We start from the raw sequence: 24,742 nt of genomic DNA, 5'->3' as shown, positions 1-24,742 counted from the left end.
GGGTTACGTTTGACCTGACCAAAGGGAAGGGAACCCGACCATGCCCAAGCTCATCCGGATGTATATCGTCAACGTGCTCATCGGCTTTGCCATCGCGGCGGCCTTCGTGGCGATGCTGCTTTATTTCAACGTCGCCAACCTGTGGCATCTGGTTTCGCATTCCGACAAGGGCTGGCTGGCGGTTCTGATCCTGTGGATTTCGAACGGCATCATCTTTGCCGGCGTGCAGTTCGGCATCGCCGTGATGCGCATGAAGGACGATGACGATGACGGTCCCGGCGGCGGCCTGCGCGAACGCATCGTGCCGCCCCGCCGTGAACCTGTTCTGCTGCGCGTGCCCGCCGAAAAGCCGCGCCGCAGCTGAGCGGGCCTGATCCCGCACGAAAAACGCGCCCTCCCTCGGGGCGCGTTTTTCGTTTGCGGGGTGGGGAAAGCGGCGGAACCACCCGGACCGTGGGGTTATCTCATTCCCGAGGACCTGTTTGCACAGGTGGGCGCCAGGTAACGAGGCCAGGACCCCGACAGAGCCAGCTCCCTCGGAAGTATTTAAGGCCACCGGAATGCAACCGTGTCACGAGAGGGGCAGAACCGCCACCGCCCTACCTAAGAGCGGGCGGGCGTCTCGGCAAGGGGCAACTCACTCGACAATGGGTGCCCCGCCTGCTGCCGTGCGGTCGGCCACGTATTGCGCGATCCGGTCCAGCCGTTCGGCACAGCCCGCAGGCGCCGTGTAGTCGCGCAGGATGTCCTGCCAGATGCCCGTCGCGCGTTCATCGGCGCGTTGGCTGCCGTTCTTTTCCCAGGTGCCGAAATTCGACAGGTCGGCCACCAGCGGCGGCAGAAAGGCGTTCTGGTAGCGCGCCATCGTCAGGCTGTTGTCGAAGAAATGCCCGCCCGGGGCGACCTCGGCTATGGCGTCGAAACCCAACGCTTCGTCGCTGGCATCGGGCGGCGTGCAGAGATGCGCAAGGATACCCAGCGCCTCGACATCCAGCACCAGTTTCTCGAAGCCCAGGGTCAGCCCGCCTTCGAGCCAGCCGGCCGAATGCACCACCAGGTTGGCCCCGGCCATCAGCGCGCCCCATAGTCCCATATGGGTCTCGCCCGCAGCCTGCGCATCCGATGTGTTCGCCGCCGTGCCCGTGGCCGAGCGCCACGGCAGGCCGATATGCCGGGCCAGCTGTCCCGATCCGATCTGCATCTGGATATGTTCCGGCGTGCCGAAGGCGGGCGAACCCGATTTCATGTCAACGTTCGAGCCGAACCCGCCATAGAGCACCGGCGCCCCGGCACGGGCCAGCTGGCTGAGCGCGATGCAGGCCAGCGCCTCGGCATGTTGCAGCACCAGTGCCCCCGCCACGGTGACCGGCGCCATCGCGCCCGCCAGGCAGAACGGCGTAACGATGACGATCTGGTTCGCGCGGGCGAAATCGATCACGGCCTGGGCCATCGGTTTATCCAGCATCCGCGGCGAGTTGGTGTTGACCACGGTCGAGGCCCAGGAGCCCGCGTCGAACTCATCGGCGCCGAGGTTCAGGGCCAGTTGCAGGATCTCGAAACAGTCCTGCACCTGCGCGCGGCCCCGGCCATAGACGGTGACCGCCTTGTCGGCCACGCCCAGCTGTGCCTGCATCATGGCAAAGTGGCGCAGGTGCACGGGGATGTCCTGCGGTTCGGGTGCCGGGGTCAGCTTGTGCAGAACGTCGAAATGCTGGGCCAGCCGCAACGCGTCCTTGTAAGAGGTCAGGTCGCCGGGCCGTCGTCCGTTCACCCGGTCAAAGACGTTGGGACAGCCCCCGCCGGGGGTGAACAGCAGCGTATCCGAGGCGATCTCGTGGCTGTGGGCGGGGTTGGGCGCTTTCATCATCATCCGGCGCGGCGCGCTTTCCAGCGCGGCGGCGACGATATCACGCCCGATGAACACCATCTCGTCCGCAACCCGCGCCCCGGCCCGCGCGAATATCTCGCGTGCTTCGGGCAGGAGAATCTTCATGCCCAGTTCCTCCAGCACCTTCAGCGCTAGGTCGTGCATCGCCGCGATCCGGTCGTCGCTGAACACTTTCTGCGGGGTGAAGGGATGGGTCAGGTGGCGGCCGGCGGTTGTGGCCGGGGCGGTGTGCTGGGGGTGGCGGCGTCCGCGTCGCATGGGGGCTCCTTTTCCCTGGCAGGCTAGGGCGCCTGGCCGTGCGGTCTTGTCCAAAAACGACCTTGAAGGATGTTCATCTTTTGTTCATATTTATGCCATGACCGAGCAACCGTCCATCGATCAACTCCAACCCGGCCAGCTTCTGGCGCGCGGGGTGTGCCGGCACCTGGCCAGCCACGATTTTGCGACGATCGAGGAATTCACGCCTGAACGCGGCAAACGCGTCGACGTGATCGCGCTGGGACCCAAGGGCGAGATCTGGGTGATCGAGTGCAAATCGAGCCGGGTGGATTTCACCTCGGACCAGAAATGGGGCGGTTACCTGGAATGGTGCGACCGCTATTTCTGGGCGGTGGACGTGGATTTCCCTACCGAGCTTCTGCCCGACGATACCGGGCTGATCATCGCCGATCCTTACAATGCGGAACTGATCCGCATGGGCCCCGAAGAGAAACTGGCCCCCGCCCGGCGCAAGGCGCTCACGCTTCGCTTTGCCCGTCACGCCGCGCGGCGTCTGCAGGGGTTTCGCGACCCGCGGGTTTGAGGGCGATTTTTCTGCGAAAAATCGGGCTTCGGTCTATTTCCGTGCCCGCGCCGCTTTGGCCGCGGCCAGGATTTCCTCGGCGATCTCCTCGGCCTCTTCAGGTTCGAAATCCATCGGAATCTCCAGATCTCCGGCCTCGACGTAAAGCCGGACCATGCCCTTGTCGGTCGGGCCGATCTGCAGGTTCGCCTCGATATCGCTTTCGGTATTGATGCCCATGGAATGCCCTCCTGACGCTGACGCTCTGGGCTAGCGATTTTGCGCTTGTGATGCAAGCGGGCTGCGGCCATCCTTCGCGCCATGGGCGAGGTGATCCTGCGAGACCTGGAAATCGGCGATGCCGGCTGGCTGATCGAACAGCACGGGGTGCTTTATGCCCGCGAAGAGGGCTTCGACAGGACGTACGAGGCGCTGGTGGCCGAGATCCTGGCCGATTTCATCCGCAACCATGATCCCAAATGCGAGCGCGGCTGGATCGCCGAGGAGAACGGCCAGCGGCTGGGCTCAATTTTCTGCGTGCGGCTGGATGACGAAACCGCCAAGCTGCGGCTTTTTCTGCTGACCCCCGCAGCACGGGGCAAGGGGCTGGGCCGGCGCCTGCTGCAGACCTGCATGCAATATGCGCGTGATAGCGGCTATAAGCGGATGCAGCTCTGGACGCACGAAAGCCACCGCGCGGCCTGCGCGCTTTATGCCGGGGCGGGCTGGCGCTGCGTCAGCTCGAAACCGGTGCATTCTTTCGGTGTCGACCTGATCGAACAGAGCTGGGAAATCACGTTGTGAACCGCCCGCTGGGCCTGATCGCGGCGGCGCTGACCGGCGTGCAGGTCGGGCTGGCGTTGGTGGTTACGCGGGCGATCGCGACCGAGGTCGGGCCGATGCAGATCGCGCTTCTGCGCTATGCCGTCGGGGTTCTGGTGCTGCTGCCGTTTTTCCTGCGCGGGCGGTTCGCGCCGGTGCGGCGGCGCGACCTGGCGCCGGTTCTGGCGCTGGGTGTGGTGCAGTTCGGCGTTCTGGTCGCGTTGCTCAACGCCTCGGTTCAGCGGATCAGCGCGGGCCAGGCGTCAGTGCTTTTCGCCACCTTTCCGCTGCTCACCATGGCCGTGGCCGCCGCGCTGGGACAGGAACGCCTGAGCGTGCGCAAGCTTTCGGGCGGGGCGTTGTCGGTGGTCGGCGTCGCGCTGTGCCTGGGCGTCAGCCATATGCCGTCCGAGCCGGCGGGCGTGGCGCTGGCCCTGGGCGCGGCGCTGGCGGGCGCGGTATGTGCGGTGCTCTACCGGCCCTACCTGCCACGTTACCCGACGCTGCAGATCGGCACGCTGGCGATGATCGCGGCGGTGCTGGCGCTGTTGCCGGCCTCGCTGCTCGAGGCGCCTCTGGGCGACATCGCCGGGTTTGCCGGCCATGTCTGGGGCGCAATGCTTTTCATCGGCCTGTCCAGCGGGGCGGGCTATGTGCTGTGGCTGACGGCCCTGCGCCATGCCGCCCCGACCGAGGCGACGCTTCTGCTGAGCCTGTCGCCCGTCGTGGCCGCAGCAACAGGCTGGCTCTGGCTGGGCGAGCGGGTCGGATGGACCGGGTCAGTGGGCATCGCGCTGGTTCTGGCCGGGATCGCGCTCGCCCTGACCGGCCGCCGCCCGGTCGCCTGAAAGGGTCTTGCATTCGCGCCGCCGGAAAGCTAAATGCCCCTCCAGTGCCGCCTTAGCTCAGTTGGTTAGAGCGCTGGATTGTGGATCCAGAGGTCCCCTGTTCAAGCCAGGGAGGCGGTACCATAAAACCTTTCACCTTCCTGTTGTTCTACGCCAGCGGCCCGGCGGACCTTGGATTCGTCCGCTGTCGGGCAGCCATGCGCGGGCTGCGAAATCAGGCGACCGACCACACCCCGGGCCGGGTTTGCGGCGCGTGTTACCCTGATCCGTAGGACCACTTTCAACCGGCGATCGACTTCCTGCCGACGAATTAACTTTGGAGTTTTGGGGAATCGGGTTAGCTTGGGTGCGACGTTCTGTCATGTGCGCGCGTGCCTGGCTGCTAGGCCGCGTGGTTAATAAAAGTACAAAAATTTTTCGCACAGCTATTTTTTCACAGGGGGGAGAGCACCATGGCTCGTTCCATTACATTTACTGTTGAAGGCCCCGTAGATACCCTGATCACGATCCAGGAACTGGATGACGGAACCCTGCGGTTCGACGTCGAGGTTCTCGGCTCGGGCCTGATCGGTGATCTTCGTGGCCTGTTCTTCGATCTTGCGGATGTTGATGCCACGACCGCGGGCCTCGAAGTGACCGGCGTCGACGGCAGCGAAGATGTCATCGGCAAGAAGGCGTTCAAGGAAAAAGGCGTTGATCGCGTCCACAAGGATGTCAACGTCAAGGGTCACGTCATTCACGAACAGGGCAAGTTCGACGCCGGGATCGAGTTCGGCACGCCCGGCAAGGGCAAGGACGATATCTCCTCGGTCAGCTTCATCCTGTCGGCCGACGAGGCGCTGTCGCTTGACAGTCTCGATCTGGCTGATTTCGGGCTGCGCTATACCTCGGTCGGAGATGAGTATGAGCGCGACGACAGCGCCAAGATCGCGGGCGATGCCAGCGGCGTCGCGCGCAACGATGCCTGGGAGGTGGACGAAAACACCACCGGTACGGTCGATCTTCTGGACAATGACACCAACGGCGTTCAGGCCGATGGAACCCGCAAGACGGTAATCAGCGTCGTTGATGGCCAGGGCAGCTTTGTCGCCGTCGGCGGGGGCTTTCAGCGCACTGTCGAAGTTGGCGGTCTTGTTTTGGGTACGCTTTTCATCAGCGATGACGGATACGCGACCTTTGCCGCTGACGGGCCCGACGTGGACAAACTCGCCCATGATGACATCCGCACCTGGGAATTCACCTACGAAACGCAATCCAGCGCGGGGAACCTGGCCACGGCCGATGTCGTTCTGACGATCGACGGCCAGAACGATCAGCCGATCGCCTTCGACGTGGCGCTGACGGTCAGCGAGGACGATGCCTTTGCCACGGTCCAAAACCTCCAGTTCGACCCGCTGACCGGCGACGGTGTCACCGGTAGTTTCGTCGGCTCCGATATCGATATCGGCGATGTGCTGTCCTACCAGATCATCTCGGCGCCCACGGATGCCTATGGCAACCAGTATGGCGAGGTGGTCAACAACGGCGACGGCACCTTTACCTTCAACCCCAGCGATGAATTCCAGTTCCTGAACGCGGGCGAAACGCGCGATGTGACGTTCCAATACGTCGCCATCGACGACTCGGGGGTCGGCACCTCGCCGACATCGCCCGAGGAAAGCGACACCTCCGATCCGGCGACGATCACGATCACGGTCGAAGGGGCCGACGATGCCCCGGTGGGCTTCATCGACACGTTGCAGTTCGAGACCGAGAACCAGTCGATGTTCGGCACCGGCGCCGCGCTGGTGCTGCAGCCGGACCTGCCGTTCTTCGGCTTCAACACCGGCGTGCAGAGCCTGAATGCGACGATCGTGCCTAAATACACCTTCTCGGGCGACGTGCTCGAAGGCATTCTTGAAGGGATCGAGGCGGTGGCCCAGGTCTTTGCCGATATCGGCTGTGGGATCGTCAACTTCTTCGGCGGGGATTGCGACGCCGATATCGATCTGCCCAGTTCGATCACCACGCCCGGCGTGTCCACCCAGGGCAGTTTTGCCGCCAAGGTGGGCCTGCAGCCGTATTTCTACTTCACCTCGGGCGATGTCGACAGCCAGATCCCCGTGGATGTCTATTTCGAAGTGCCGCGGCAGGTTGAAAACGGTGAAACCTTTAGCATTTCCAGTGTCTATTCGGTGGATGGCGGGGCCACGTTCAACACCATGTCGCCGAACGTCAATTTCGGCATGGACTTCGTGTTCGACCTCGATACCGATCTCGACCTGGTGCTGACGTCCTCGACCTTCGGCGGCGGATCCACAACGGGAATCTGGGATCTCGATACCGGAAACATCGCGGGCTTCACGGGCGAGCTGGGCGAACCGGGCTTCAACCTCTTCGACTTCTCGGCCGAGGATGACCTGGAGACTTCGATCGACTTTGGCGATATTGCGACCCTCGACCTGAACTTCCCTGTGATCGAAACGACGGGAACTCCCGATCCGGTCGGCTCCAACACGCTGACCAGCGAGGGCGAGGATGATGTGGCCGTGCTCGACATCGATGTCGACGCGGTTGTCGCCAGGATCATCCAGGCGGCCACTGGCGTGCCGATCAAGTTCGGTGACAGTGACAGTTTCGGGCTCAACATCGACGTTGCCGGCGCCAATGTGAACTTGCTGTCCTTCGAATATGCCTGGGATATCGTCGCGGTGAACCTGATCACCACGCTCAAGGCAGTGCAGGAATTCGCGCTCAACGTGACCGATCTGCCGCTGATGGCGCTGCTGGAGGATGGATCGAGCATCACCGGCTTCTCGCTGGGCGATGAGATCACGGTGGTCACGCCCGAGACGTCCACCTTTGACCCGGATGTCGACGGCGATGCCGACGGTCTGCTCGATTTCGACGTTCAGGTCGATATGGAGGCCGTTTTCGCCAACGATTCGTGGCTGGGGCTCGACATGGACCTGTTCGCCGGTCTGCTGCGGCTGACGGGCGGGATCACGTCTGACTTCTTCAGCGGTCCCAGCATCAGCCTCTTTGACGGGCTCATCCCGTCGGTCGATGGCAACAATGACGGCTTCCTTTTCGGCAACACGTTCGAGCTGCTCAGCGATGTGCGGCTTGCCACGCTCTTTGACGAGGAGTTCCCGATCGAAGGCTGGAACACGGCGACCACTGATACGAACATGTATTTCGACGTGGCCTGAGAAACCGCCACCAAACAGGCGGCAAAACGACAGGGGCAGGGCGCGCGCGTCCTGCCCTTAGTTTTCGCCGCTGACGATCTCGACTTCCTGCACCAGGGTTCCGGTATTCGGGTTATAAACCAGGATCCGGTCGTCATCGGTGACGACCGCGTACCAGGTGTCCGACTGGGTGAAGGCCACGGCGCTGACGCCCGCCGGCAGCACGATCCGTTCGGGCAGGGGCGGGCGGGTTTCCGAGAACTTGATGACAAAGAGCGCAATGATCACTAGAAGGCCGAGGATCATCGTCGCGGTCAGCACCGTCACCAGAAGCCGCAGGAATTTCAGCGTCTTCGCATCCACCGGTTGGGGAGTGTCATCCATTGCCTGAAACCCTTGTCACTTTCCGGATCATGGCCAATCCGCCCGGGCGCCTTGATAAGGCGCTTTCGCGCGATGTGCCAGAGGCGGCGGCCTTGTCGCGTTCGCGGCTGGCGCGGCTGATCGCGGCGGGGGCGGTGCGGGTGAACGGCGCGGTGGCCGATAACCCCAAGGCCCGCGTGGCCGAGGGCGATCACGTCGAGATCACTGTGGAGGCCGCCGCAGAAAGCCATATCGGCGCCGAAGAGATCGCGCTCGACGTGGTCTTTGAGGATGACGACCTGATCGTCATCAACAAACCCGCCGGCATGGTGGTACATCCCGCGCCGGGCAGCCCCGGCGGAACGCTGGTCAACGCGCTTCTGCATCATTGCGGCGACAACCTGTCGGGCGTGGGCGGCGTGGCCCGGCCTGGCATCGTGCACCGCATCGACAAGGATACCAGCGGTCTTCTGGTGGTGGCGAAATCCGACCGCGCGCATCAGGGGCTGGCGGCCCAGTTCGAAAAGCACACGGTGACGCGCTATTACCTCGCCGTCGTCTACGGCGTGCCCGATGCCGCCGATCCGCGCCTGCGGGGCGTGCGCGGCGTCAGTTTCGAGACCGGCAACATCATGAAGATCACCAGCGGCCTCGCGCGGCACAAACATGACCGCCAGCGCCAGGCGGTGCTGTTCGATGGTGGACGGCACGCGGTCACGCGCGCACGCACGGTCGAAACCTTCGGCGCGCCGCCGGTCATTGCGCTGATGGAATGCTGGCTTGAAACCGGGCGCACCCACCAGATTCGCGTGCACATGGCCCATGCGGGCCATGGCCTCGTGGGCGATCCGGTCTATGGCGGGCGGCGCAAGCTGCCGGAAAAGGCGCTGCCGCCGGCGGCTCTTGCCGCCGCGCGCGCCTTCCCCCGCCAGGCCCTGCATGCCGCCGTCCTGGGTTTTGTCCACCCTGTCAGCGGCGACGAGATGCGGTTCGAGGCGCCGATGCCCGCCGACATGGCCGCGCTTCTGGCGGCGCTGCGCGGTCAGGAGGGCTGACCCGTGCCGCCGCGCCGGGTGACCAGCCACAGCGCCAGCGCGCTTTCGGCCAGCAGCGGCACCAGGTAGGCGGGCTGCATCGCCGCGTTCAGGTCCGGGGCAACCAGCCGCGTCACCGAGCCGAGCAGATAGACCACCCCCGCCGCGCCGACGCCCCAGCCGATCAGACGCGGCACGCCCGCGCGCACCAGCAACCACGCCATGATCAGGCTGTTCACGCCGAAAAAGACCAGCCCGATGTCATAGCCCACCGCATGCTGCATCAGCTGCGCGCCGGCGTGCTGCCCCGTTGCCATCAGATGCGCCGCAGCCACCAGCACCAATAGGTTCGCCCCGATCACCGCCGCCTGCATCAGCCGCAGCACCATCGCCGCCAGCGCCAGCATCTCATCGATCTGGCGCAAGAGCGCAAACAGCAGCACGGCCAGCGCCACATCGGCCAGCGCCATGCCGGTGTCCGACAGGATCGACAGCCGCAAAATCGCTGCATCGCCAGTGTCCGCCGCCATCGGCCGCAACACCGCCTCACCGGTGATCCCCAGCACGATGATCGCGATATAGAACACACCGGCCCATCTGGCCCGGGCGGCGTTGCGGGTGAAAATGTGATCCGCCATGCTCGCTCTCCCGTAATCTATGTAACAACAAGGAAAGCATAGGTTATGCAGCCATCGGGGAAAATTGGCGGAAATTGCAGTGACATCATGCAAAATTGCATGGAAATGGCCCGACTGGCCTGCGTTTCTTTCGGTTTTCGTCATGAATCGCACATCGCCGTGAGCCCTGAACGCAATAGGATGAAACCGCGACGGAAAAACCTTAGTATTTCGTTAAAGAATTACGCGTACGGGCCTTGAAACCCTGCACACGCGTTCTTACATCGATGTTAACTCGATAAACATTGGAGGGACGATCCAACAGATGGGCAACTATGCAAATCTCCCGGCACCGACACCTGAAGGCGGCCTGAACCGCTATCTTCAGGAAATCAGGAAGTTTCCGCTTCTTGAGCCCGAGGAAGAATACATGCTCGCCAAGCGCTGGGTCGAAGAACAGGACACCGAGGCCGCGCACAAGATGGTGACATCGCACCTGCGGCTGGCCGCCAAGATCGCCATGGGCTATCGCGGCTATGGCCTGCCCCAGGCCGAGGTCATCTCCGAGGCCAACGTGGGCCTCATGCAGGCTGTCAAACGCTTCGACCCGGAAAAGGGCTTCCGCCTCGCGACCTACGCGATGTGGTGGATCCGCGCCGCGATCCAGGAATACATCCTGCGCTCGTGGAGCCTGGTGAAGCTCGGCACGACCTCGGCGCAGAAGAAGCTCTTCTTCAACCTGCGCAAGGCCAAGGCCCGCATCGGCGCGCTTGAGGATGGCGACATGCGCCCCGAGAACGTCGAGCGCATCGCGCATGATCTCGGCGTGACAGAGGACGAGGTCATCTCGATGAACCGGCGCCTGTCGGGCGGTGACGCGTCGCTGAACGCGACCGTCGGCCAGGAAGGCGAAGGCACGATGCAATGGCAGGACTGGCTCGAGGACGAAGATGCCGACCAGGCCTCCGACTATGCTGAGAAGGACGAGCTCGAAGCGCGCCGCGAGATGCTGACGCAGGCGATGGACGTGCTCAATGACCGCGAGAAGGACATCCTGACCCAGCGGCGTCTGAGCGAGGAAACCATCACGCTCGAAGATCTTTCGGGCCAGTATGGCGTCAGCCGCGAGCGTATCCGCCAGATCGAGGTGCGTGCCTTCGAGAAATTGCAGAAGCGCATGCGCGAACTGGCCTCCGAAAAAGGCATGCTGCCTGCCGCCTGATCTCCTCCCAAAGGTCGGCAGCATCCATAGGCCCCGCCCAGGCTCCTCCCCGGGCGGGGCTTTCTTTTGCGCGCGCGCGCGACCTTGCGCCAAGTCAATTACGCCGGCAGCCGAATTCGGTTAGTCTGTCTTGGAAATTCCAGTGTGTTCACGTCGAAACCGACAACGACAGGAGAGAAATATGAAACCAACGAAAACCCTGATCCTTCTTGCCAGCGAAGCCAGGATGCGGCTGTGCGAAAACACCGGCGTGGGCAAGGGCGTCAGCGAATTCGCAACCCGCAGCATCGACGACTACGCCGATATCGCGGCCGATTACGCCGATATGCCCGGCCGTGGCCAGGCCGCTCCGGGCACGGCCCAGCACAAGTTCGAGCGCCCCACCTCCGAGCGCGAGCAGAAACGCGATGACTTCGCCGATCACGTCATTGCCGAGGCCGCGCAGGCCTTTGCCAAGGGTGGCTATGACCGCCTGGTCGTGGCGGCCCCGCCCAAGATGCTCGGCGCCTTGCGAGACAGCCTGCCGGCTCCGCTGAAATCCGCGCTTCTGGCCGACATGGACAAGGATCTCACCAACATCCCCGAGGCCGACCTGGCCGCACATTTCGAAGAGGTCCTGGCGGTCTGATCCGCCAGGAATGTCCCGATGCCAGATGAAGACAAACTCTCGGGCCGGCTGCATGGTGAGCAGTTCGAGCCCGAGACACCCGATTCGATGCCGATGCGCATCCTCTTCGTGCTGCTCATCGCGATGATGCTCAGCGTGGCCCAGACCGTGCTGGGCGTTCTGACGCTGGTGCAGATCGTGATCATGCTAATCAACAAGGGCACGCCCAACCGTAACCTGGCCGATTTCGGCACCGATCTGGGCGTGTGGATGGCCAAGGCCGCGCGCTACATGACCGCCGGATCCGAGGTCAAACCCTGGCCGTGGAGCGCACTCGACTAGCGCGCCTCACTCCAGCCGGGCGCGCAGTACGCGCAGCATGTTGCCGCCCATCACCTTGCCGATCTGCCCCTCGCTCAGCCCGGCCCGGATCAGCGCGTCGGTCAGCGCCGGCAGTTCGCTGGTGTCGAAGGCCGTGGTCACCGCCCCGTCGAAATCCGATCCCAGCGATATGTGATCCTCGCCCACCGCGGCGATGCCGGCGGCAATCATCGCGGCAATCCCGTCCGGGTCGATCCGGTCACAGGCCACCTCGGCCCAGTATCCCATGCCGATCACTCCGCCGCTGGCGGCGATCGCCTGCATCAGGTCATCGGGAATGTTGCGCTTGACCGGGCAATGCGAATGGATGCCCTAATGGCTCAGCACGATCGGCACATCGGTCATCTCCAGTACGTCACGCACCACCTGCGCGCTGGAATGCGCCACGTCGATCACCACCGGCATCCCAGCCAGTTCCTTCACCACCGCGCGGCCGATTGCGGTCAGGCCATGACTGCCGGTGCCGTGCAGGCTGCCGCCCAGTTCGTTGTCAAAGAAATGCTGCAGCCCGAACACCCGGTGCCCGGCCTCGTAAAGGCGCGGCAGGTTGGCCAGGTTGCCCTCCAGCGGGTGGAGCCCCTCGACCCCCAGGATACCGCCGACCACCTGCTGGCCCGCGGCCCGGATGGCCGGCACCGCCTCCAGGTCGGTCCGGGTGCGGATGATTTTCAACTGACCGTTCGACGCCGCTTCGAACCGCGCCAGTTTCCCGCCTGGTAGATCGCCCGCTCGAAAAGCGAACTCCAGCTGCGCATCGGCCAGAGCTGCGCGACGGCCAGGAGTGTGATGTCGTCGCGCGCCTCGGCCGAGTTGCTGTCATAGTTCAGTCCTGCCGGTGATTTCGTCACAGCGGTGAACACCTGCACCGCCACGCCCCCCTCGATCAGACGGGGGATATCCACCTGGCCCCGGTCACCGCGCGCCAGCAGGTCACGCTTCCACAAAAGCGAATCTGCGTGCCAGTCGCCGATCGCCAGCCCGCGATGCAGTGCCCGCGCGGCCTCGGACACCGGATAGGGCTCATGCGCCACCACCTTGTTCTGCTGCCGCTCGACGATCCCCGGCACAAGGGTCCAGAACCCCGCTGGTCCCAGTACCACCAGCGCCAGAGCCACGCCCAACAGCCGCTTCACCCACCGCATCGCATATCCTCCCTGGTCGCGCCGCGTCGCGATTTACCCACGCCCCGCGATTCGCCACAATCGCGACGCGAGGGCACCCGATCCGTCCTTCATCTGACCGAAAATACCTCGGGGGGAGTCACAAAACCCCGATTTTGTGACCGGGGGGCAGCGCCCCCCGGCGGGTCCGATCGCATCCGCGATCGGAAGCCGGTCAGAGCGCGCGCCAGCCGATATCGCGCCGGCAGAACCCGTCCGCCCAGTCGATCCTGTCCACCATCGCATAGACCCGGTCGCGCGCCTCCTGCAGGCTCGCCCCGCGGGCGGTGACGTTCAGAACCCGGCCGCCCGTGGCCACGATCTGCCCGTCCTGCTCCGTCGTGCCGGCATGAAAGACCATGTGGAAACTGTCCTCGGGGCAGTTCTCCAGCCCCTTGATCACGCTGCCTTTTTCATATGCTCCCGGGTATCCACACGCGGCCATCACCACCGTCATCGCATGGTCGTCGGCCCAGTTCACCGAGCACCCGGCCAGCCGTCCCTCGGCGGCAGCCTGCATCAGGTCCAGCGCCTGCGCGCCCAGCCGCATCATCAGCACCTGGCATTCCGGATCGCCGAAGCGGACATTGTATTCCACCAGCCGCGGCTGGCCGTCCTTGATCATCAGGCCCACGTACAGCACCCCCTGGTAGGGCGTGCCGCGCCGCGCCATTTCCTTCAGCGTCGGATAGACGATCTCGGCCATGGTCTTCTCGGCGATCGCGTCACTCAGCACCGGCGCGGGCGAATAGGCACCCATGCCGCCTGTGTTGGGCCCGGTGTCGCCTTCGCCGACGCGCTTGTGGTCCTGCGCGGTGCCGATGGGCAGCGCATCCTCGCCATCGCACAGGACAAAGAAGGACGCCTCTTCGCCCTCCATGAATTCCTCGATCACCACCTCGGCACCCGCCGCGCCGAATTCGCCGCCGAACATGTCATCCAGTGCCGCCAGCGCCGTATCCATGTCCATCGCCACGATCACGCCCTTGCCTGCGGCCAAGCCATCGGCCTTGATCACGATCGGCGCGCCCTGTTCCTCGACATAGGCCTTCGCCGCCGCATGATCGGTGAAATGGGCGTATCCCGCGGTGGGGGCCTGCGCCGCGTCGCAGATCTCCTTGGTAAAGCTCTTGCTGGCCTCCAGCCTTGCGGCGGCTTCCGACGGGCCGAAAACCGTGATGCCGGCATCGCGAAGCTGGTCGGATACCCCCACCGCGAGCGGCGCCTCGGGGCCGACGATCACGAAGTCGATGGCGTTCTCCTCGGCGAAATTCACCACCGCGGCGCCGTTCATGATGTCGAAGCTGGCGCATTCCGCGATCTGGCCGATCCCGGCATTGCCCGGCGCCACGATCAGCTTGTCGCATTTGGGGTTCTGCATCACCGCCCAGGCGAGGGCATGTTCACGCCCGCCACTGCCGAGGATAAGGATGTTCATGGGCTTGCCCTTCCGCTTGGCCTTCGCTCGCCCGCGTTCTAAGGTCAGACCCGCAAATACACAAGCGAGGCGGAATGTCCGACCTGATCGACGATCCCACACCGGGCCTGAACGAGCCCGAGTTCTCCGTCACCGAGATCTCGAACGCGATCAAGCGCGTGATCGAGGGCGAGTTCGGCCATGTCCGCATCCGCGGCGAGGTGGGCCGCGTCAGCCGTCCGCGCTCGGGGCATCTCTATCTCGACTTGAAGGACGAGAAATCGGTTCTGAACGGGGTGATCTGGAAGGGTGTCGCCGCGCGGCTCTCGGTCCAGCCCGAAGAGGGGATGGAAGTGGTGGCCACCGGCCGGATGACCACCTTCGGCGGGCAGTCGCGCTACCAGATCGTGATCGAGGATATCAAGCCCGCCGGCATGGGCGCGCTGATGGCGATGCTGGAAAAGCGCAAGCAGATGCTCGCGGCCGAGGGGCTCTTCGCGCCCGAGCGCAAGCAGCCCTTGCCCTACCTGCCCGAGATCATCGGCGTCGTCACCTCGCCCTCGGGCGCGGTGATCCGCGATATCCTGCACCGGTTGCGCGATCGCTTCCCGCGCAAGGTGCTGGTCTGGCCGGTGGCCGTGCAGGGCGAAAAATGCGCCGCCGAAGTGGCCCATGCCATCCGTGGCTTCAACGCGCTGGAACCGGGCGGGCGCATCCCGCGCCCCGACCTGATCATTGTCGCGCGCGGTGGCGGCAGCATCGAGGACCTCTGGGGCTTCAACGAGGAAATCGTTGCCCGCGCTGCCGCCGACTCGCAGATCCCGCTTATCTCCGCCGTGGGGCATGAAACCGATACCACGCTGATCGACTATGTCGCAGACAAGCGCGCGCCGACACCCACCGCGGCCGCCGAACTGGCGGTGCCGGTGCGGCTCGAACTCATGGCCTGGGTCGACGGGCAGGGCGCGCGCATGGCCAATGCGCTGAGCCAGACGATCACGTCGCGCGGCCAGCGCCTGCGCGATCTGTCGCGTGCGCTGCCGCGCCCCGACACGCTGCTCGACACGCCGCGCCAGCGGCTCGACCGCGCGGGCGAACGCCTGCCCGCCGCGCTCATCACCGGGGTGCAGCGCCGCCGTGTCGCGCTGTCCGAGGCATCGGGCTCGCTGCGCCCCTCGCTGCTCGCGCGGCAGGTCGCGACCGAGCGCCGCCGGCTGGACAATGCCGCGCCGCGCCTGGCGCAGGGGCTGGCCAAGGCGGTGCAGGCCAAGGGCGAAGCCCTGGGCCGCCGCGCCGACCGGCTGACGCTTGGCCCGATCCGGCGCGAACTCGCCCGCCAGTCCGACCGGCTCGACGCGCTTTCGCGCCGCCTGTCTGAGGCCGGCACCCGCCAGACCGGGGAATGGCGCCGCAGGATCGACGCGCTCGACCGGCTGCGCGAAACCTTGGGCTACAAGGCCACGTTGAAACGCGGCTATGCCGTGGTCCGGGGCGAGGCCGGCGTGCTGACCACGAAGAAAGCGGCGGAACAGGCCACGGCGCTGGAGATCGAGTTCCAGGACGGTCGGCTCAAGCTGGGGGGCGGCGGCGGTGGCGGCGGTACGGCGCGGCGGGCGGCCAAACCCGGCAAACCACCCGAGCAGGGCAGCCTGTTCTAGGTCACCTCAGACGCCCACCTCGGGGCCCAGGCACAGCATCGGCTTGTCGCTTTGCTCGACCTCGTAAAGCTCGGTCGCGGCCGGATCGTTCATGAACCGCGCGATCAGCCCGCGCGGCCCCTTTGCAAAGCTCCAGCAGTGCGGCTCGGGCTCGTCCTCGTAAACGAAACAGATCAACCCGGCCTCCTCGTACCAATGCCCCTCCTTGCACTTGCCATCCAGGAACGACCAGCGCACGCGCTGATCGTCGAGGTATTCCTCGGCGCCATAGGGCCGCCCGGCTTCTCCGAAATAGTAGGTCTTGCCACGGGTCAACGCGTCGAATTCCGGCCCGCTCAGCGCGTCCTGCGCCATCGCCGCGCCGGTCCATAGGATGAAAAGGAAGACTGCCCGCCACATGATCCCAGCCTAACCGCTTTGCCCCAGCCGCGAAAGCTCGCGCGCCATCACCCGCCGCCACATCGGCGGAAAAAGGGCAATTACCGCCATCACCGGCAGGGAATGTGGCAGGATCGGCATGCCCTGGCGCAGCCGCAGGGCGGGGTAGGGGCGCATCGGGTGCAAATGGTGATCGGAATGGCGCGGGGCATTCACCATCAAGGCCGAGGAAAACCAGTGCGGTGAATTCCAGCTATGCGCATCCGTCACCGGTTCGGGCCTCCCGTCGGCATTCGTGGCACGGCGCAGCCCGTAATGCTGCACGTAATCGGCCAGCAGAACCTGTGCCTGCGCGTAGATCGCCAGGAACAGGTAGGCCAAAAGGCCCGGCGCTCCGAAAAACACCGCGCTGGCCAACAGGAACGCCGCCGCCCCGCCAACATAGGTGACATAGGGATTTAACAGGATCGGCCGCCCCGCGCGTTTCAGGCGCGCGCTCTCGGCCCGCAGCCCGGCCCGGAACGAGCCCGCCCAAGCGCGCAGGAAAAAGCGATAGAACCCTTCGCCGCGCGGGGCGGAATTGGGATCGGCCGCGCTGCCGATATGCACGTGATGCACCAGCACATGCGCCGAGGCATGATGCCCGATCAGCATCGAGGTATAGACCCAGCGGCCCAACGTCCGCGCCCCCCGGCTGCTGCGATGGATCAGCTCATGCGCGTTGGGATGGCTGACCTGTCCCATCCACAGCGCGGCGGCGACCAGGATCAGCAGGATTTCCCAAAGGCCCAACTGTCCGGCCGCAACGGCGGCCAGCACACCCGCCAGCAGCCCGAACTGCGCCAGGCCAAGGCCGATTGCCAACCCGTCGCCACTGGGAAACTCCGCGCCCTCCGGCGCCTCGGGCAGAAGTCGTGGCACCAGCCGGTCCATCGCTGCGGCAAAGACCGTCATGTAGGCCAGCGCCGCAACCGCCCACGCCCCGCCCAGCCCGCAGGCTGCCAGGATCAGCGCCGCCGGGCTCAGCGTGGCCAATGTGAAGAGCGTCATCTGCATGCGTCCGGCTCCTTTGCGGTCCGGCCCTGAAACATCGCACCAAACCACGCATCATCCGTTAAAATCTAAACCCGCCGGTTTAGCGGCGCAATCGGGCAAAACCGGCGGCATCTGCGCGGCACCGGGGCGGTTTTGCCTCGCGCGCGGGGCCCAAACCGCGTAGGCCTTGCGCCAAAGGACAGGAGAGCATCTTGGACACCACACCGCTCACGCTTGCCATCGCTGCGGGCCTGTTGGCCGCGCTCTACTGGTGGCGTTACTGCCACGCAGGGCCCAGCTGGTCGAAATCCGTGGTGAAAACCGCCTCGGTCCTGCTGCTGGCGCTCTCGGCATGGGCCGCGGGCGGCCCCGGTCTTCTGCTCGTGGCGCTTCTCCTTTGCGCACTGGGCGATTACCTGCTGTCGCGCCCGACCGAGGGCGAATTCATGGCCGGTGTCGGCGCCTTCGCCGCCGGGCATGTCGCCTATGTCGTGCTGTTTCTTGCGCAGGGTGGGGCGCAGCCGCTCTCGCCCTGGCTAACCGCTGCGCTGCTGCTTCTGGGCGTGGTGATGGCAACCATCCTGTGGCGGCGCGCAGGCGCGCTGCGCGGGCCGGTCATGGTCTATATCCCGGTCATCCTGTCGATGGGTCTTGCCGCCCAGACGTTGCCCGCCAGCGGCGCACTGGCGCTGGCGCTGCCGGCGGCGCTGCTGTTCATCGCCTCCGATTTCATCCTTTCGCATGAGATGTTCGTGCTGCCGGAAACGCACCCCCTGCGGCGGTTCACCCCCTTTGCGGTCTGGCCCACCTACTGGGGCGCGCAATCGTTGTTCACGCTGGCCTTCGCGCTGCTCTAACGATCGTTGCGGTAGACCGCGCAGATACACCCCCGCGCCTTCAGCTTTCGGCACAGCCCCCAGGCGTCCTCGCGGCTGTCGCGCCCGATCCGGGCCATGAAATACCCGCCCTTCGGGCTGGCCCGGCTTTTCTGGAACACGAAATCGGGTTTTTCACCTTCGACCTGCCCGGCGCAGGCGCGGGTTTTCTCGGCATATTGCGCGCGGGCGCGATCGCGGGTGGTGCCAAAGGCCACCTGCACGCCCCAGGGCTTCAGCCGCGGCTTCGGCCGCGGCATCGGCGACAGTTTGCGATCCCGCGCCAGTTGGTAGCACGCCCCGCGAAACGGCAGCTGCTTGTCCAGCCGCAGATCGGGGGTCTCTACCCCGTCCTCCAGCCAGTCCTGCCAGCTCAGCCCGGTGATGATGGCGACATAATCCACTGTCTCCCGCGCCAGCCCCCCGGTGCCCGCGACAATCCCCTCGGCCCGCCTCTCGCCCCCGTTATAGCCCACGGCGGCCAGGCCCGGATTGCCGTAACGCTTTGACATTTCGGTCAGATATTGCGCGGAATGCTCCAGCGCCTCGGCCGGGTTGAAGGCATCGCGCAGCCCCCTGATCCGCGCGGTCGACGGGATGAACTGCGCAATCCCCTGCGCGCCCGCAGGGCTGACGGCATAGGGGTCGAACCGGCTTTCCTGCCAGATCAGCCGCGCGAAAAACCCCGGGTCGAGGCCATGGCGCGCCGCGAAATGCTCGATCGCCTGGCAGGTGTCATGCACGAAATGCGCGGGCCGGATGCATTCCACATGCCCCCACCTGCCCGAGGAACAGGCCGCATCGGGCGGCGCCGCCTGCGCCGCGCCGGACAAACCCAGGAAAATCGCGAACAGAACCCGTTTCATCACGCTTTCATCCTGCGCCGCCGGGCGCGCCACTGCAATCCGCCTTTTCATGCGCGCCAAGGCGGATTAAGTGAAAAGGACAGAACTCAAGGGGCGCCCATGTCATTCTTCCGCAAGCTCAAGGACCGGCTGTTCAAATCCTCGTCGAAACTCGAAGAGGGGCTGGACGCGATTGTCGAGGATGGCGGCGTTGCCGAGGAGATCGAGATCGAAATCCCCGACGAGCCCGAGGAAGAGGCGCAGGCCGCGCCCGAACCTGCGCCCGAACCCGCGCCGGAACCGGAGCCTGAACCGGAGCCAGAGCCCGAGCCGGAACCTGAACCTGAGCCGGAACCGGAAGCAGAGCCCGAAGAGCCGCCGGTCGAGGAACCCTATGAGGCGCCAGCCGAAGAACCCGAGCCCGAGCCGGCGCCCGAACCCGAGCCCGAAGAGCCCGAGGAGGTGCCTGCCACCCCCGAACCCGAACCCGAGGAGCCGCCGCAGGAAATTCCGCCGCTCGAAGAACCCGAGCCGGAGCCCGAGCCGCAACCCGAAGAGCCCGAACCCGAGATCGTGCCCGAGCCCGGGCACGAGCCGGAACCCGACGATACACCCGAAGAGGCGCCCGAGCCCGAGGAGCCCGAAGCGAAACCCGCGCCCGAGGAATTGCCCGAGGACCTGCCCGAAATCGCGCCGTCCCCGGCCGATCCCACACCCGCGCCCGCCCCGGTCGAGATCCCCGAAGAGTCGGTCGACGCCATCGCCGGCCCGGCTTCGATCAGTGTCGAGGAAACCTCGCGCAAACCGGGTTTCCTCAGCCGCCTCCTGCGGCGCGAAAAGAAAACCGTGGTCCGCCGCGTGCTCGATGACGACATGCTCGAACAACTCGAAGAGCTGCTCATCGCCTCGGACATGGGCGTCGATACCGCGCTGCGCGTCACCGCCAACATGGCCGAGGGCCGCTTCGGCCAGAAACTCTCGGTCGACGAGATCAAGCGCCTCCTTTCCGATGAAATCACCCGCGTGATGGAGCAGGTCGCCCGCCCGATGCCGCTTTATCCCAACAAGCCGCAGGTCGTGCTGGTGGTGGGTGTGAACGGGTCCGGCAAGACCACGACCATCGGCAAGCTCGCCAGCCAGTTCAAGGCCGCGGGCAAGAAGGTGGTGATCGCCGCGGGCGATACGTTCCGCGCCGCGGCCGTCGAACAGCTCCAGGTCTGGGGCGACAGGGCAGGGGTGCCGGTGCTCACCGCGCCCGAGGGCTCCGATCCGGCCAGCCTCGCCTTTGACGCGCTCAAGCAGGCCCAGGCAGAGGGCGCGGACCTCCTGATGATCGACACCGCGGGCCGCCTGCAGAATCGCAAGGACCTGATGGAGGAACTGGCCAAGATCGTCCGCGTGATCCGCAAGATCGACGAGAGCGCCCCGCACAACACGCTTCTCGTGCTCGATGCGACCACGGGCCAGAACGCGCTCAGCCAGGTCAAGACCTTCCAGGAACTGGCCGATGTCTCGGGCCTCGTGATGACGAAACTCGACGGCACCGCCAAGGGCGGCGTGCTGGTGGCGCTGGCCGACAAGTTCGGCCTGCCGATCCATGCCATCGGGGTGGGCGAACAGATTGACGATCTCGCGCCCTTCGACCCGCAGGAATTCGCCGACGCGCTCACCGGGCTTGAGCGCTGAAACACCCGTTGTGCCAGTGACATGAGGGCGCGTGCCGCAGACCACCCGGTTTTTTCATCTTGCCGCAAATATCCTGCGGGGGTCCGGGGGTGCAAAACCCCCGGCGTCTGCGGCCAGTTGAAAGGGTAACGGGTGAGCGACTGGATTATATCGCTGGAAGGCACCGAGGCCGGGCATCGCGCGGCGCTGATGCTGGCGCTCTTGGCCGCGGTGCTGCATGCGATATTCGGCGCGTTGCAAAAGGGCCGGTTCGATCCGTGGCTCAGCCGCGGGGCGATTGATGGCGCTTATGGCCTCATGGCGGCACCCATTGCCTTTTTTCTCGTGCCCTGGCCCGAACCCTTCATGTGGCCGATCTTCATCGCCGCCTATTTCATCCACACGGCCTACAAGCTCATCCAAGCGATGGCCTACACGCGCGGCGCCTATACCGTGGTCTACCCGGTGGTGCGCGGCACCGGTCCGCTTTTCACCGTGATCGGGGCCTGGCTGCTTTTCGGCGAGACGTTCAACTGGGTGCAATGGCTGGGCGTTTTCACCCTTCTGGCGGGCATTTACGGGCTCGCGCTCTATAACCTGCGCAAGATCACGGTGGGCCGGGAAACCCTGCCGGCGGCACTGGGGCTTGCGGTTCTGGGCGGGCTCTTCGTGGCGCTCTACACCACCTGGGACGCCTACGGCATCCGCGCCACCGCCGATCCCTTCACCTTCCTTGCATGGTTCTTCTTCATCGACGGGCTGACCTTCCCGGTTATCGCCGGGCTGCGCTATCGCTCGATGCTGTCGCCGCCGCCGCTGGCGCCGCTCCTGCGCATGGGGGTGATCGGGGCCTTCATCGCCTTCGCCAGTTTCGGCTCGATCATGCTGGCCACGCGCCTCGACAAGGTGGGCGAGGCCGCGGTGCTGCGCGAAACCTCGACCGTCTTTGCCGCCCTGATCGGCTGGGTCATGCTGGGCGAAAGCACGGGCCCGCGTCGAATTGCCCTCATGGCCTTGATTGCGGCGGGCGCCGTGATAGTTGAGATGGGCGGATAGGAGAGCCCATGACCGAGACACGCCACATCAACCCGCTGCTGAAAACCGCCCTCGAACTGGGGCCGGTCATCGCATTCTTCGTGGCCTATATCTGGATCAAGGACCGGGTCTTTACCATCGCCGGGACCGAGTATTCGGGTTTTATCATCGTCACCGCCGGCTTCATCCCCCTGATGATCCTGACCACCGCCATCCTCTGGCGGCTCACCGGCCATCTCAGCCGGATGCAGATCCTCACGCTGGTGCTGGTGGTGGTGTTCGGCGGCCTGTCGGTCTGGCTCAACGATCCCAGCTTCATCAAGATGAAACCGACGATCCTTTACGCGATGTTCGGGGCCATCCTGGGCGTCGGCCTGCTGCGGGGCCAATCCTACCTGCAGCACGTGATGGACGGGATGATGCCGCTGCAGCCGCAGGGCTGGCTGCTTCTCACCCGTCGCCTGATGCTGTTCTTCTTCGGGCTCGCCATCGCCAATGAGCTGGTCTGGCGCCTGATGTCCGAGGCCGCCTGGGTCAACTTCAAGACCTTCGGCCTGACCGCCGCGATCTTCGCGTTTTTCATGACGCAGGGTAAACTATTTCGCGATTACGGAACCGAGGAAGACTGATCCCCGATCCGGGCCAATACGGCCAATCAAACGCTATCGTCTCGAATTTGCGTTCAATTTCGGACAACTACCGCGCTTTTGCCGATTTCTCGCCATGAATCGCCCGCAGGGTCCACCCCATGTTTGGATATCACCTCAGAGTGCTTTGGGTGCTGGTCACCTCCGTCGCGCCGATCCCGATCGAACGGATCTGGCCGGTCATGATGTTCCTGCTCGGCTTCGTGTCGCTCCGGAACCTGCAGATGGATGAGGCTGCGGCCTTCGTGTTCGCCGCCGTGGTGGCCCAGGTCTACGTGATCTGGAAAAACCTGCCCGATGCCGCCCGCGATCTGCGCCGCACCGGCGATGGCACCCTGAAGGTCCTGCGCTACGGCGTGGCCGCTACGATTGCCGCTTCCGCCGTGCAACTCTGGATTCTCGACCCGGTGATCACGCAGCGGATGTTGTCGATGTCCTGCCTCGTCTACGCCACGGCCATGCTGTGGGGGGCGATGGGCAACCCGCGCATCCGCGAAATGGTGGTCCCGTCGGTCGCCGGCCGGCCCGTGCCGGAAACCCCGCGCACGCATTTCCTGCGTCTCAACACGCTGGCCGCGCTTCTGGTGCTGGTCGTGAACGAGGCGCTGGTGGCCGCGCAGTTCGACCTGACGACCCGGGTGTCGATCCTCGCCATCCTGCCGCTGGTGATCCACGTGCTCTACGAGATCACGGCCATCCTTACCGTACCGCTCGAGGAAAGCTGAGTTCCGCGAACGCGACGCGCGCGTCGCGGGCAGTGCCCGGTCCGTCCCCCACAGGGCGGGTTAATCCCCGCTCGGTCGGGCCGGGTGCTGCCACCTGAAGCGTGCGCATTTCCCAAGTCCGGCCCCGCCGTGGCCACAGTTGCACGGTAGGATCGGGCACATGATCCGTCTGCGCTATTATTCGATGGTGCTGTGGCTCTTGCTGCGGTCGATTCCGCCGGTCTCGCCGGGGCGGTTGACAATGCCGGTTGTGTTCCTCTCAAGCTGGACGGTGCTGCGGGGGCTGGCGTTCAATGAAACCCTCGCCTTTGTCTGGGCCGGGGTTCTTGCCCAGTTCGCTCAGGTCTGGGGGGTGCTGCCAGTGTCCCTCTGGCATCAGCGCCGCCTGTTCGGCCGCGCGCGGCCGGGCGGCTGGTACGCCATTTCCTTTGCACTTGCGGCGTTCGGCGTGCAGGTTTTCTGGGCCGATCCCGTGGTCAGCCAGCGCTTTGTCACGGCCTATGGCGGTCTCTATATCGCCATCATGGTCTGGGGGATCTCGGGCGATCGGGTCGTTCTTGATCGCTTTGCCCCGGTTCCGGATCAATCGAAGGTCTCGCAGGCTTTCCGCCGCCACCTGCTCAAGCTCTATGCACTGGTGGCCTTCCTCGTGATCGTGGTCAATGAAACGCTGCTGGCCATGGCGGCCCCGCTTGCGGCGCGTGTGGCTGTGCTGGCGCGGCTACCAATCGCGCTTCATGTCTTCTTCGAAACAGCTCTGCGCCTCACTGCGCCGCTCGGGGAAGACAGCTAGGCCGCGCCTCAGCCCTTCTGCCCAAAGAGCACCTTGTGGCTGTCGGTGTTCTGCTGCGGGGTCTGGCGCAGCTCCGCATAAAGCGCGCGGCCCGCCTTGACGCCTTCGCGCGCGCCCACCTGGTCCAGCCAGCGGGCGAAATGCGGCTTGTCCTCCAGGGTTTGTTGTTGCCCCTCCCACAGCGAGGCCCAGCCCCAGATCGCCATGTCGGCGATGGAATAGAAATCCCCCGCCACGTACTCATTCTCGGCCAGCCTCGTGTCCAGCACCTTGTAAAGTCGCGCCACCTCGTTGCGATAGCGGTCCTGCGCATAGGGCAGCACCTGCGGCGGGTCCATCACGGGTGCATATTTCAGGAAATGATGCGCCTGGCCCGCCATCGGCCCCAAGCCACCCATCTGCCACATCAGCCATTCCTCCACGGCGATCCGCTCCCGCTCGGTCTGGCCGTAAAACCGCCCGGTCTTGCGCGCCAGGTACATCAGGATCGCCCCGCTCTCGAAGACCGAGATCGGCGCGCCGTCGGGCCCTTCGGGATCGACGATCGCCGGCATCCGGTTGTTGGGCGAGATTTTCAGGAACTCCGGCGCGAACTGCTCGCCCTTGCCGATGTTCACGATCTTCGTCTCATAGGGCAGGCCCATCTCCTCGAGCGCGATGGAGATTTTCCACCCGTTCGGGGTGGGCCAGAAATAGAACTCGATCGGTTGGGTCATCGCGCATCTCCTTTACGGCAATCATGCCGGTTTCGCCGTCCCGGGCAACCACCCCCGCGA

The 24,742-nt window shown here is 65.1% G+C and carries 26 protein-coding genes, 1 tRNA gene, 1 other RNA gene and 1 pseudogene; 17 read left to right on the top strand and 12 right to left on the bottom strand.

Features of this window, described 5'->3' with window-relative positions; genetic code table 11:
* Positions 1-40 precede the first annotated feature (40 nt).
* Positions 41-364 (top strand): hypothetical protein, encoded by a 324-nt coding sequence (locus tag E0501_RS19150; protein WP_137703021.1) that lies wholly within the window; start codon positions 41-43, stop codon positions 362-364.
* 71 nt (positions 365-435) lie between these two features.
* Here the strand turns inward: E0501_RS19150 and ssrS are convergent.
* Positions 436-592, bottom strand: a non-coding RNA gene (ssrS, locus tag E0501_RS21855) — 6S RNA.
* A gap of 45 nt (positions 593-637) precedes the next feature.
* Positions 638-2,146, bottom strand: a complete 1,509-nt coding sequence (locus E0501_RS19145; RefSeq protein ID WP_137703020.1) for a trimethylamine methyltransferase family protein — start codon at positions 2,144-2,146, stop codon at positions 638-640.
* Positions 2,147-2,243: 97 nt separating this feature from the next.
* On the opposite strand from E0501_RS19145, the gene E0501_RS19140 reads away from it, so the two are divergent.
* Positions 2,244-2,690, top strand: coding sequence for an MmcB family DNA repair protein (locus tag E0501_RS19140; RefSeq protein ID WP_137703019.1), 447 nt, complete (start codon positions 2,244-2,246; stop codon positions 2,688-2,690).
* A gap of 33 nt (positions 2,691-2,723) precedes the next feature.
* On the opposite strand, the gene E0501_RS19135 is transcribed toward E0501_RS19140, so the two are convergent.
* Positions 2,724-2,909 (bottom strand): DUF6324 family protein, encoded by a 186-nt coding sequence (locus E0501_RS19135; RefSeq protein WP_137703018.1) that lies wholly within the window; start codon positions 2,907-2,909, stop codon positions 2,724-2,726.
* A gap of 81 nt (positions 2,910-2,990) precedes the next feature.
* On the opposite strand from E0501_RS19135, the gene E0501_RS19130 reads away from it, so the two are divergent.
* The 4 genes from E0501_RS19130 (at position 2,991) to E0501_RS19115 (ending at position 7,530) form a co-directional block, all read left to right on the top strand.
* Complete coding sequence (locus tag E0501_RS19130; protein ID WP_137703017.1) at positions 2,991-3,473, top strand: GNAT family N-acetyltransferase; 483 nt, start codon at positions 2,991-2,993, stop codon at positions 3,471-3,473.
* Positions 3,470-4,339, top strand: coding sequence for a DMT family transporter (locus E0501_RS19125; RefSeq protein ID WP_205123518.1), 870 nt, complete (start codon positions 3,470-3,472; stop codon positions 4,337-4,339). Before E0501_RS19130 ends, E0501_RS19125 begins: the two co-directional genes overlap by 4 nt.
* A gap of 46 nt (positions 4,340-4,385) precedes the next feature.
* Positions 4,386-4,462, top strand: a tRNA-His gene (locus E0501_RS19120).
* Positions 4,463-4,791: 329 nt separating this feature from the next.
* Positions 4,792-7,530 carry a VCBS domain-containing protein gene (locus E0501_RS19115; RefSeq protein ID WP_137703016.1) on the top strand — a complete coding sequence of 913 codons (2,739 nt, stop codon included), beginning with the start codon at positions 4,792-4,794 and terminating at the stop codon, positions 7,528-7,530.
* Positions 7,531-7,587: 57 nt separating this feature from the next.
* Here the strand turns inward: E0501_RS19115 and E0501_RS19110 are convergent, their stop codons facing one another.
* Entirely contained in the window at positions 7,588-7,893 is a 306-nt protein-coding gene (locus E0501_RS19110) for a DUF6476 family protein (protein ID WP_137703015.1), read from the bottom strand.
* Between the two features lie 29 nt (positions 7,894-7,922).
* Between E0501_RS19110 and E0501_RS19105 the strand changes: the two genes are divergently transcribed.
* The gene (locus tag E0501_RS19105) at positions 7,923-8,927 is read left to right on the top strand and encodes an RluA family pseudouridine synthase (RefSeq protein WP_137703014.1); all 1,005 of its coding nucleotides are present in this window, start codon (positions 7,923-7,925) and stop codon (positions 8,925-8,927) included.
* Here E0501_RS19105 and E0501_RS19100 read toward each other — a convergent pair.
* Positions 8,915-9,544, bottom strand: a complete 630-nt coding sequence (locus E0501_RS19100; protein WP_137703013.1) for a DUF4386 domain-containing protein — start codon at positions 9,542-9,544, stop codon at positions 8,915-8,917. The genes E0501_RS19105 and E0501_RS19100 overlap by 13 nt on opposite strands.
* A 304-nt stretch (positions 9,545-9,848) precedes the next feature.
* Between E0501_RS19100 and rpoH the strand changes: the two genes are divergently transcribed.
* From rpoH to E0501_RS19085, 3 genes are all read left to right on the top strand, one after another.
* Positions 9,849-10,745: an RNA polymerase sigma factor RpoH gene (rpoH, locus tag E0501_RS19095; protein WP_137703012.1), complete on the top strand. Its 897-nt coding sequence runs from the start codon at positions 9,849-9,851 to the stop codon at positions 10,743-10,745.
* 181 nt (positions 10,746-10,926) lie between these two features.
* Positions 10,927-11,373, top strand: a complete 447-nt coding sequence (locus E0501_RS19090) for a baeRF12 domain-containing protein (RefSeq protein WP_137703011.1) — start codon at positions 10,927-10,929, stop codon at positions 11,371-11,373.
* A gap of 18 nt (positions 11,374-11,391) precedes the next feature.
* Positions 11,392-11,694, top strand: a complete 303-nt coding sequence (locus E0501_RS19085) for a DUF4389 domain-containing protein (RefSeq protein WP_137703010.1) — start codon at positions 11,392-11,394, stop codon at positions 11,692-11,694.
* A gap of 6 nt (positions 11,695-11,700) precedes the next feature.
* Here the strand turns inward: E0501_RS19085 and E0501_RS21780 are convergent.
* The 3 genes and pseudogenes from E0501_RS21780 to purD form a co-directional block, all read right to left on the bottom strand.
* A pseudogene (locus tag E0501_RS21780) lies at positions 11,701-12,405 on the bottom strand (dipeptidase).
* Positions 12,402-12,875 carry a hypothetical protein gene (locus tag E0501_RS21775; protein WP_328591484.1) on the bottom strand — a complete coding sequence of 158 codons (474 nt, stop codon included), beginning with the start codon at positions 12,873-12,875 and terminating at the stop codon, positions 12,402-12,404. Before E0501_RS21775 ends, E0501_RS21780 begins: the two are co-directional and overlap by 4 nt.
* Positions 12,876-13,068: 193 nt before the next feature.
* The gene (purD, locus tag E0501_RS19075; RefSeq protein ID WP_137703009.1) at positions 13,069-14,331 is read right to left on the bottom strand and encodes a phosphoribosylamine--glycine ligase; all 1,263 of its coding nucleotides are present in this window, start codon (positions 14,329-14,331) and stop codon (positions 13,069-13,071) included.
* Between the two features lie 74 nt (positions 14,332-14,405).
* On the opposite strand from purD, the gene xseA reads away from it, so the two are divergent.
* Complete coding sequence (gene xseA, locus E0501_RS19070) at positions 14,406-15,968, top strand: exodeoxyribonuclease VII large subunit (RefSeq protein ID WP_137703008.1); 1,563 nt, start codon at positions 14,406-14,408, stop codon at positions 15,966-15,968.
* A gap of 6 nt (positions 15,969-15,974) precedes the next feature.
* On the opposite strand, the gene E0501_RS19065 is transcribed toward xseA, so the two are convergent.
* Together E0501_RS19065 and E0501_RS19060 are read right to left on the bottom strand one after the other, a co-directional pair.
* Entirely contained in the window at positions 15,975-16,367 is a 393-nt protein-coding gene (locus E0501_RS19065; RefSeq protein WP_137703007.1) for a hypothetical protein, read from the bottom strand.
* A 9-nt stretch (positions 16,368-16,376) separates the two neighbouring features.
* Positions 16,377-17,402 (bottom strand): alkane 1-monooxygenase, encoded by a 1,026-nt coding sequence (locus tag E0501_RS19060; protein WP_328591483.1) that lies wholly within the window; start codon positions 17,400-17,402, stop codon positions 16,377-16,379.
* Between the two features lie 191 nt (positions 17,403-17,593).
* On the opposite strand from E0501_RS19060, the gene E0501_RS19055 reads away from it, so the two are divergent.
* Positions 17,594-18,238: a lysoplasmalogenase gene (locus E0501_RS19055; protein WP_193555916.1), complete on the top strand. Its 645-nt coding sequence runs from the start codon at positions 17,594-17,596 to the stop codon at positions 18,236-18,238.
* Here E0501_RS19055 and E0501_RS19050 read toward each other — a convergent pair.
* Positions 18,235-19,173, bottom strand: a complete 939-nt coding sequence (locus E0501_RS19050; protein WP_235857913.1) for a lytic transglycosylase domain-containing protein — start codon at positions 19,171-19,173, stop codon at positions 18,235-18,237. The two genes, E0501_RS19055 and E0501_RS19050, sit on opposite strands and share 4 nt — an antisense overlap.
* A gap of 48 nt (positions 19,174-19,221) precedes the next feature.
* Between E0501_RS19050 and ftsY the strand changes: the two genes are divergently transcribed.
* The 5 genes from ftsY (at position 19,222) to E0501_RS19025 (ending at position 23,966) form a co-directional block, all read left to right on the top strand.
* The gene (gene ftsY, locus E0501_RS19045) at positions 19,222-20,787 is read left to right on the top strand and encodes a signal recognition particle-docking protein FtsY (RefSeq protein ID WP_137703005.1); all 1,566 of its coding nucleotides are present in this window, start codon (positions 19,222-19,224) and stop codon (positions 20,785-20,787) included.
* Between the two features lie 132 nt (positions 20,788-20,919).
* Positions 20,920-21,822: an EamA family transporter gene (locus tag E0501_RS19040; RefSeq protein WP_137703004.1), complete on the top strand. Its 903-nt coding sequence runs from the start codon at positions 20,920-20,922 to the stop codon at positions 21,820-21,822.
* An 8-nt stretch (positions 21,823-21,830) separates the two neighbouring features.
* Entirely contained in the window at positions 21,831-22,430 is a 600-nt protein-coding gene (locus E0501_RS19035; protein WP_137703003.1) for an inner membrane-spanning protein YciB, read from the top strand.
* A 119-nt stretch (positions 22,431-22,549) separates the two neighbouring features.
* Positions 22,550-23,173, top strand: coding sequence for a hypothetical protein (locus tag E0501_RS19030; RefSeq protein WP_137703002.1), 624 nt, complete (start codon positions 22,550-22,552; stop codon positions 23,171-23,173).
* A 160-nt stretch (positions 23,174-23,333) separates the two neighbouring features.
* On the top strand, positions 23,334-23,966 hold the full coding sequence (locus E0501_RS19025) for a hypothetical protein (protein ID WP_137703001.1): 633 nt from the start codon (positions 23,334-23,336) through the stop codon (positions 23,964-23,966).
* A gap of 8 nt (positions 23,967-23,974) precedes the next feature.
* Here the strand turns inward: E0501_RS19025 and E0501_RS19020 are convergent, their stop codons facing one another.
* Positions 23,975-24,682, bottom strand: coding sequence for a glutathione S-transferase N-terminal domain-containing protein (locus tag E0501_RS19020; protein ID WP_137703000.1), 708 nt, complete (start codon positions 24,680-24,682; stop codon positions 23,975-23,977).
* Between the last annotated feature and the right edge of the window lie 60 nt (positions 24,683-24,742).

Source organism: Marimonas lutisalis, from assembly GCF_005434965.1.
Lineage (GTDB): Bacteria > Pseudomonadota > Alphaproteobacteria > Rhodobacterales > Rhodobacteraceae > Marimonas_A > Marimonas_A lutisalis.
This window is presented reverse-complemented; position numbering and strand designations above follow the sequence as displayed.